Origin of the sequence: Oscillatoria sp. CS-180, from assembly GCF_028330965.1 — a bacterium.
Classification (GTDB): domain Bacteria; phylum Cyanobacteriota; class Cyanobacteriia; order Phormidesmidales; family Phormidesmidaceae; genus Halomicronema.
In genome coordinates this window covers 22,493-30,832 of record NZ_JAQMUB010000096.1, presented here as the reverse complement: position 1 = coordinate 30,832, position 8,340 = coordinate 22,493, and the positions used below count along the sequence as shown (strand labels likewise).

Below are 8,340 nucleotides of genomic sequence, written 5' to 3'. Positions count from 1 at the left end.
CCCCCCCCCCCCCCCCCCCCCACCACTGTTTTGGCGTCCTTACATTGTTTCAACAGATTTAGTGGAATGGTCGGATCAAGCGATCGCAGTTTCGCCACCTCGTCTTGAGTCTCCAGCTCCCTGAAGCTCCTTATCTTGGTTAATAGCAACCGCATGAACACCACCAAAGAACATATTCTGCTGCTGCCAGTGAACAGTGTTAGTCGTTTCTTCAAGCTGCGCTTGATGGACTGCCTCTGGCTGCCAGCCCGGTTCTAAGTGCAGCAGACCACCTTCCCAATGAAGTCGAGGAGCATGAATCGCCTCGGCCAAAGGCATTTGAAAATCCAAGACATTTGAAATCACTTGGAGGATCGCAGTCCGAATCCGATTTGAGCCACCAGAACCAAGGACAATTTGCGGTTGACTATTTCTAACAATAATACTGGGGGCCATCATGGATGAAATGCGCTGGTTGGGTGTCCATTGGTGAAATCCCAAGGGGTGCAAGTCCTCTTCGCCAAGCATGTTATTAACCATGATGGCCGTACCTGGAATGATGTACGACGACCCTTCGCCATTAGATGTGGTGACGCTGGCTGCATTACCCTCTGCGTCCACAGCACTAATATGGGTGGTGCTACCAAGGCGATTGACTACGCCTTGAAGTGCATTTTGATAGGAAGCCACATTGTCCGTAGCTAAAAACTGTTTGTCCACATCCGACTCATAGAGTTTCTCGTCATAGCCATTTCGCCTCGCTTCATTGGTCAGGGCCATCGCTTTGGTCAAGCACGCTAAATGCTCAGCAGAACCCTGCTCAAACCGCGATAGGTCTATCTGTTCCAACAGTTTCAGCGAAAAACCGATCAGCGTTCCCCCTGAGCTAGGCGACGGATTGGTCAAAAAGGTGGCGTCTCGATACGACAAGCTCAGAGGGTCGCGCTCGATCACTTGATAATTCTGGAGGTCATGAAGTGTGAGATATCCGCCCGCTACTTTGCAGTCCTCTGCGATCTGCTGGGCGATCGCCCCTTCATAGAAAACAGAGGCTCCTTTTTCGGCGATTTGCGTTAACGTTTCAGCTAGCTGCGGCATTTTCAGCGTATCTCCGGCAACTAACAACTCACTTGCTGAAGTGTACAGGTCACTAGCCGCTGCCGAGGCTGTCAGGATTGGCTTCAATACTTCAAAAACGTAGGCCAGAAAGGGATTGATGACAACGCCCGTTTTGGCGTGGTGAATCGCGGGTTCCACAATGTCAGCCAATGGTAGTCGACCTAGTTGTTGGTGAACGTGTAGCAAACCGGCGATCGCGCCTGGCACAGCCATTGAACCCAGGCCGATGTGAAACTCTTGCAGCGTGTCGCCAAAGTTAGCATTGATCGGATAGAAGTCTGGCGTTTGGTTCAACCGATTCTGTTGTGGGGTTTGGGTGAAAAAGTCGAACAGACGACTCTGCCCCGTCGCCGTGTATGCCAATAAAAATCCACCTCCGCCAGCGGACGTCAGCACTGATTCAGTGACCCAGGCCGTCATCACGGCAGCGATCGCGGCATCAAAGGCATTACCCCCGCGCCGCAATATTTCGGCTCCCGCCTCCGCTGTTAGGGGATGCCCTGCAGCCACCACACCTCGACCGGAGATACTGAAATCAGCCATAGCCGCGTTCCCAACCTCAAATGTTCTGAAACAGGTGCTCCCTACTCTACCTTCTTTGCCGAACCCGAGGATCCCGATGTTTTCCCATACCTCATTGGCCATAGACGACGAGGAAGTCGCAACAGCTAATAACCAAGAACCAACCACCGACTACAAAAATCCAACTTGTGAATCAAATCGTACCGATCTGAGCTATGTTTAATAAGCGGTTCTTGCAATCCCTCTGAGCACCGTAACCCCCCACGCGGATGTGGTGGAATTGGTAGACACGCACGCTTGAGGGGCGTGTGGCTTTGCCGTGCGAGTTCGAGTCTCGCCATCCGCATGTTTGAGTTATTTATACTCTGCAAATCCCGAATCTCAGATGACGAGACTAAGGCGTTCTGGTAGCTAGCGTGTCTGCGGCAAGTCAAGCACTCCGTGGGGAAGCGATATCGAGAACTTTGGGTCGATAGCTTTCCGACTATGGCTCTTCAAAGGCCTTATAGAGTTGTGCCAGTACAAGTTTCTGAATATGTTGGAGCTGCTGGGTCTTTAAAAACCACCATCACAGCCGCCACTGCCATCGAAGCCACCACCGCCGTCGCAACTACTGCCACTATCAAAGCTGCCGCCATCAGAACTGCTACTATCAGTTCCGGTGGAGTCTGAGTAGCCGATAAAATAGTTGTTTTGGCGTCTACTAGAGCGTCTACGACGTTTTCCCTTGCTTGAATTTGTGAGGAAAACGACTGTGAACAAAACAACGAACAGAATTAGTAGCAAAATCATGGCGCTGTGGCCCTCTTCTCATTATGATTTTATTCAAAGAAACAGACGACCATTCCTTAAAGCTGGATCAACTCATTGGGCAGATGCTTCTGGCAGAGGCAGGCAGACGGTGAAGCAAGTGCTTCCGGGTTGCGAGTCAACGGTTATGATTCCATGATGGCGGTTTTCCACAATGCGACTGACGGTTTCCAGGCCCAGTCCTGATCCTTTGCCCATGTCTTTGGTGGTGAAAAACGGTTCAAAGATGCGGGACTGAATTTCTGGGGCAATGCCTGTACCGGAGTCGATGATTTCAATGCGAGCAAAATTGCCATCCTGACAGGTACGAATGTCTAGCGTGCCTTTTCCCCCCATCGCATCGATCGCATTGTCAATTAAGTTAGTCCATACCTGATTCAGTTCGCTGCCGTAGGCCAAAATTTCGGGCAGAGTTTGATCATATTTGCGCTGAACCGTAACTCCAGCTTTGAGCTTGTAGGACAGAAGTTGTAGCGTGTCGTCTAAACCTCTGTGAATATCAACACACTGCTGTACACCTCGATCCAGGTGAGAGTAAGACTTCATGGAATGCACCAGGTCCGAAATGCGTTCGGCTCCTCTCAGACCGTTTTTAATCATCGACATTACGTCAAAGGATAGGGCTAGCCAGCGAATTCCCTGATCTCGCAATTCATCGGAACGATCGCGCCAGCACTGCGTCAGCCGTTCTAAAGTATCGACCTCAATGCCACCCATCGCTAGGGGTTCGCTGAGTTTCCAAGCTTCCTCAACACCATAATCTTCCAGCCAATCCAGCAGCTCATTTTCGCGATCGCTGAGCGCCAGTGCATCCATTGTGGGATTTAGGATAGCCTCGTAGCCGCGATCACGGACGGCTTGCCATTCTTCAGTATGGTCAGGATCGGGATTTTCCAATCCGTAAATCAAATTCATCCGCTCTAGTTCACGAATAGCGGGCACCACATCCCGTAAGGCCCGCACTAGGGCTGCCGCTGGATTATTCAATTCATGGGCCAGCCCCGCCGCCAAGGTGCCCAAAGCCGCCATCTTTTCGCGATTGCGGATGAAGGATTCCAACCTCCGGAGACGATTGGCGACTTCGCGGAAGATGCTGCGCTCGAAGCCCCGACACTCGTGCAGTAGAGTCAGAAAGTCAGGGCAGGTGATTTGATGAAGATGACAGTCTGTAACGGTTCGCATGGACACGAGTACCGGCCCGTCCATGAGCACTGGAATTTCGCCAAAAAAGGCTGGGGCTTCGTGCTGTCCGATAGGCATTTCCACCCCTTCGCTTAGGCGAGTAATGCTGACCTTGCCCTTGAGCAAAATGAAAAAGCCATTGGGATCACCGCCCTCTGCAATCAGCTGAGTGCCTGTGGGAATCTGAAGTTCCTTAGCGCGATCGCAAGCCCATTCTAGTTTTTCTTGAGGCAATTGCTGAAAGGGTTCCAGGGTGAGGAGTTCGTCGATGCAGAGCATAGTAGGGGAGGGGAATTGGAGGACAGGATGGAGGAGTTAAAGGTGGCTAAGGTATTGGTGTACGAACTGGACACAAATGCTGCCTTCACCCACACCGGAGGCAACTCGTTTAACCGAGCCGTGGCGGACATCGCCGACAGCGAAGATGCCAGGAACATTAGTTTCGAGCAGAAATGGAGCACGCTCTAGAGGCCAGGGAGCACAGGGGCTGTTGTTCTGACCGTTCATATCGCTACCCGTTAAGACAAAGCCTCGCTGATCGCGTTCCACCAACTCAGTTAGCCAGTCAGTATGAGGAACAGCCCCGATAAAGATGAACAGAGATTTAGCTGCGATTGTCTGCGCCTCACCTGTTTGAGAATTTTCGATCACCAGAGCTTCAAGATGGCTATCGCCCTGGGCCTCAGTGACGCTAGAGTGGGTCCACACCTGAATATTATCAGTGGCGTCAATTTGATCAATCAGGTATTGGGACATGCTTTTGGTCAGAGAGTCGCCCCGCACCAGCATAGTCACTTGGCGGGCAAAACGGGAAAAATACATGGCAGCTTGTCCGGCGGAGTTGGCTCCCCCAACGACAAACACGTCTTCGCCAGCGCAGGCCATCGCCTCAGTTTGAGCAGCTCCATAGTAGACACCTGCGCCTGTAAAGTGCTCAATGCCGGGAACGGTTAGCCGCCGCCAGGAAACTCCTAGAGCCAGGATGACCGCGTGGCCGGTCAGTTCGCTACCGTCTGCTAGCGTGACGACGCGATAGTCATCTTTTAAGTGCATGCTGGTGACTTCTTGAGGGGTAAGGATTTCGACGCCAAACCGTTTGGCTTGAGTTACAGCGCGTCGGGCTAGGTCGCCGCCGCTTAAACCCACGGGAAATCCGAGGTAGTTTTCAATGCGAGAGCTGGTGCCCGCCTGACCACCTGGTGCTTCCCGTTCGATCATCACGGTGCGAAGCCCTTCCGAGGCTCCATAAACGGCTGCGGCTAGTCCGGCAGGTCCGCCACCGACGATAATTAGGTCATAAAAGGGATTAGCGGCTTGGGTTTGCAGGCCAATTTTTTCTGCAATCTGACGATTGTCGGGACGCCGTTGATGAGAGCCATCGGCAAACAACACTACAGGCAAACAGGGGCCGTTAATTTCAGCATAATTCAATAGTTTTTGAGCATTGTCGTCGCGCTCAATGTCGAGCCAGCGGTAGGGAATCTGGTTGCGGGCGAGGAAGTCTTTTACCCGGTGAGAATCGGCAGACCAACGATCGCCAATCACCCGAATCCCTTGAAATTCAGGATGAAAGTGAGCCAGCCAGTCGTTCAGCAAATCATCCAGGATGGGATAGAGCTTTTCTTCAGGGGGATCCCAGGGCTTTAGCAGATAGTAATCCAAGCGAGCAGTGTTGATGGCGCGGATGGCCGCTTCGGTGTCGGCATAGGCGGTGAGCAACACCCGCTTGGCCTCCGGAAAGATTGGAAAAGCTTGCTCTAAAAATTCGACTCCGGTCATCTGAGGCATACGCTGATCAACCAGAAAGAGCGCCACGGTGTCGTTCCGCAAGGTGAGTTGCTGTACGGTTTCCAAAGCGGTCTGTCCTGAATTGGCCCGCATGATGCGGTAGCGATCGCCATACTGCTGTCGTAGGTCACGGGCGATCGCCTGCAACACTTCGGCATCATCATCAACAGTGAGAATAATGGGCTTGCTGGTGGCAGACATACACGTATTGGGAGCGGTTTGTTGAGGGTGGAGGAGTAAGGATGAGTCAATCCCTAGTCCCGGTTGATTCTAGCGTCCTTCCTGGGTCTAGTTAGATGGCTACGGTTACAGTGCGATCACGGCTTTGGGTCGCTTCATGCAGCTGATGATAGTGAATACGCCTATGTCCGTCCTTACAGAACCATGAAGCTGGCCGTTCAAAACGGAGAGGAATGTCATACTAAAGGGTATTTGCAACTCACCCTATCCCCCTGCCCATGACGGCTTCCACTGATTTTATTGCCAAACTCAATCCGTCTCAACGCGCTGCTGTCGAACATTTCTGCGGTCCTCTCCTGGTTGTGGCTGGAGCGGGGTCAGGCAAGACTCGCGCCCTCACCTTTCGCATTGCTAACTTGGTGCTGAACCATCGGGTAGACCCGGAAAACATCTTAGCCGTGACCTTCACGAATAAAGCTGCGAAGGAGATGAAAGAGCGGATCGAGGTGCTGTTTGCAGAGCAGGAAGCCGAGGCAAAACACGGCGATCGCCTGTCAGCGTTACCGGAATATGAGCAGACTAAGCTCAAATCTCATGTCTATAAGACCGTCACCAAGCATCTATGGATCGGCACCTTTCACGCACTGTGTGCCCGCATTCTCCGATTTGACATTGAGAAATATCAGCATCCTGAGGGCTATTGCTGGAAGCGTAGCTTTTCTATTTTTGATGAGTCAGACGCTCAGAGTCTGGTGAAGCAGATTGTCGTGCGAGAGCTGAATTTGGACGACAAGAAATTCAATCCGCGATCAGTTCGCTATGCCATCAGCAATGCTAAAAACCAGAACCTCACTCCCGATGAATTTGAACGAGAGCAGCCCAACTATCGGGGCCGCACGATCGCGGATGTCTATCGTCGCTATGAAAAAGCTTTGGCAGAAAACAATGCCCTCGACTTCGACGACCTGATTCTGATTCCCGTCAAGCTGTTCCAGCAAAATGAGTCTGTGCTGGGCTATTGGCACAATCGCTTCCGTCACATCCTGGTGGACGAGTATCAGGACACCAACCGCACTCAATACGAACTGATTCGCCTACTAACAACTAACGGTGAGGACATTCAGACCTTCAACGACTGGCGTAACCGTTCCACTTTCGTTGTGGGTGATGCCGACCAGAGTATCTATTCATTTAGAGCAGCAGACTTCACCATTCTGATGAACTTCCAGGATGACTTTGGCGACGGTCTGCCCGATGACGACACCCGCACGATGGTGAAGCTGGAGGAGAACTATCGCTCCACCTCCAATATTCTGGAAGTTGCCAACCACATCATCGAAAACAACACCGAACGTATTGACAAGGTGCTGCGGGCAACGCGAGGGGAGGGTGAATCAATCTTTTGCTATAAAGCGGAGGATGAAACCCACGAAGCCGATTTTGTGGTGGGACAACTGCGAAATTTAGAGTTTCAGCATCCTGAGCTGAGGTGGGGCGACTTTGCCATTCTCTATCGTACCAATGCCCAGTCCCGTTCTTTTGAGGAAGTGCTGACCCGCTACAGCATTCCTTATCAGGTCGTGGGTGGTCTACGGTTCTACGATCGCCGTGAAATTAAAGACGTTCTGGCCTACCTCCGGGCGATCGCCAATCCTGCTGATACGGTGAGCATTAAGCGCGTCATTAACGTGCCTCGGCGCGGCGTCGGCAAAAGCACTTTGGAAAAACTTGATCAGGCGACTCAAACCTTAGGCGGCATCCCCCTTTGGGAAATCCTCAGCGATGAGACTTCGGTTAAAACGTTGGCGGGGCGATCTGCAAAAGGAGTCCTGGAATTTGCGGGTTTAATTAAGAAATATCGGGAGCGGCTAGACAGTGCTAAAGGCTCTGAGATTATTCAGGATTTGCTAGAAGATTCTGGCTATCTTGCTGCCCTTAAAGCCGACGACACCGACGAAGGCATGGAACGGTTCAATAACGTTCAGGAACTCTACAACGCCGTCTTGCAGTTTGAAGAGGAAAACGAAGACAGTTCTTTGATTGCCTTCCTCGCCAATGCGTCCTTAGCCTCCGATATGGACGATATGAAAGAAGGGGGCAATGCGGTCTCTCTTATGACACTTCATTCCTCTAAGGGACTGGAGTTTCCCGTAGTTTTTCTCGTTGGCCTAGAGCAAGGACTTTTCCCTAACTTCCGGTCTTTGGAAGATCCGGCTGCAACAGAAGAGGAGCGCCGCCTTTGCTATGTGGGCATCACTCGTGCTAAGGAACGACTGTTCATTTCCTATGCGCGACAGCGACGGCTATATGGAAATCGTGAACCAGCCAGTCCTTCACTATTTCTGGCAGAGCTACCCGCAGACTTCATCACAACTAATTCAGGGCTAGGGCTACCCCAACGCATGGCTACCCCAATCCGTAATACTCGCAAGAACAAAGAGATAGCCGCGAAGCCTGGCAGTGGAGCACATGAATTTGATTGGAGCGTGGGCGACGTAGCGGTACATGATGCCTACGGCGCAGGGGAAGTGACCCACATTTTTGGTGCGGGTAACAAGATTTGCCTGGCGATCAAGTTTCAGGGGCAGGGGCGGAAAATTATCGATCCAAAGCTCACAAAGCTACAGAAGGCCGAGTAACTATTGAATGGAAATTATAAGAGCCAGACCAGTTCAGGGAGCAGCTATTGGAGGCGAAAATGTTGATAGGTAAGGAGTCAGGCGCAAAATTTGAGTATCAAAGTCAAGAAGATGCTTGTTT

Annotated in this window: 5 protein-coding genes and 1 tRNA gene; 2 read left to right on the top strand and 4 right to left on the bottom strand. The window is 51.7% G+C overall.

Translation table 11 applies throughout. The annotated features are described in order from the left end of the window. Nucleotides 1-75 precede the first annotated feature (75 nt). Nucleotides 76-1,641: a gamma-glutamyltransferase gene (gene ggt, locus PN498_RS26355; protein WP_272066442.1), complete on the bottom strand. Its 1,566-nt coding sequence runs from the start codon at nt 1,639-1,641 to the stop codon at nt 76-78. 244 nt (nt 1,642-1,885) lie between these two features. Between ggt and PN498_RS26350 the strand changes: the two genes are divergently transcribed. Further along, nucleotides 1,886-1,966 (top strand) — tRNA-Leu (locus tag PN498_RS26350). A 209-nt stretch (nt 1,967-2,175) separates the two neighbouring features. Here PN498_RS26350 and PN498_RS26345 read toward each other — a convergent pair. The 3 genes from PN498_RS26345 to PN498_RS26335 form a co-directional block, all read right to left on the bottom strand. Next, on the bottom strand, nt 2,176-2,412 hold the full coding sequence (locus tag PN498_RS26345; protein ID WP_272066441.1) for a hypothetical protein: 237 nt from the start codon (nt 2,410-2,412) through the stop codon (nt 2,176-2,178). Between the two features lie 72 nt (nt 2,413-2,484). Beyond that, entirely contained in the window at nt 2,485-3,891 is a 1,407-nt protein-coding gene (locus tag PN498_RS26340; protein WP_272066440.1) for an ATP-binding protein, read from the bottom strand. 36 nt (nt 3,892-3,927) lie between these two features. Further along, nucleotides 3,928-5,601, bottom strand: coding sequence for a response regulator (locus PN498_RS26335; RefSeq protein WP_272066439.1), 1,674 nt, complete (start codon nt 5,599-5,601; stop codon nt 3,928-3,930). Nucleotides 5,602-5,858: 257 nt separating this feature from the next. Here PN498_RS26335 and pcrA point away from each other — a divergent pair, with 257 nt between their 5' ends. After that, nucleotides 5,859-8,219 (top strand): DNA helicase PcrA, encoded by a 2,361-nt coding sequence (pcrA, locus tag PN498_RS26330; protein WP_272066438.1) that lies wholly within the window; start codon nt 5,859-5,861, stop codon nt 8,217-8,219. The last annotated feature ends 121 nt before the right edge of the window (nt 8,220-8,340 follow it).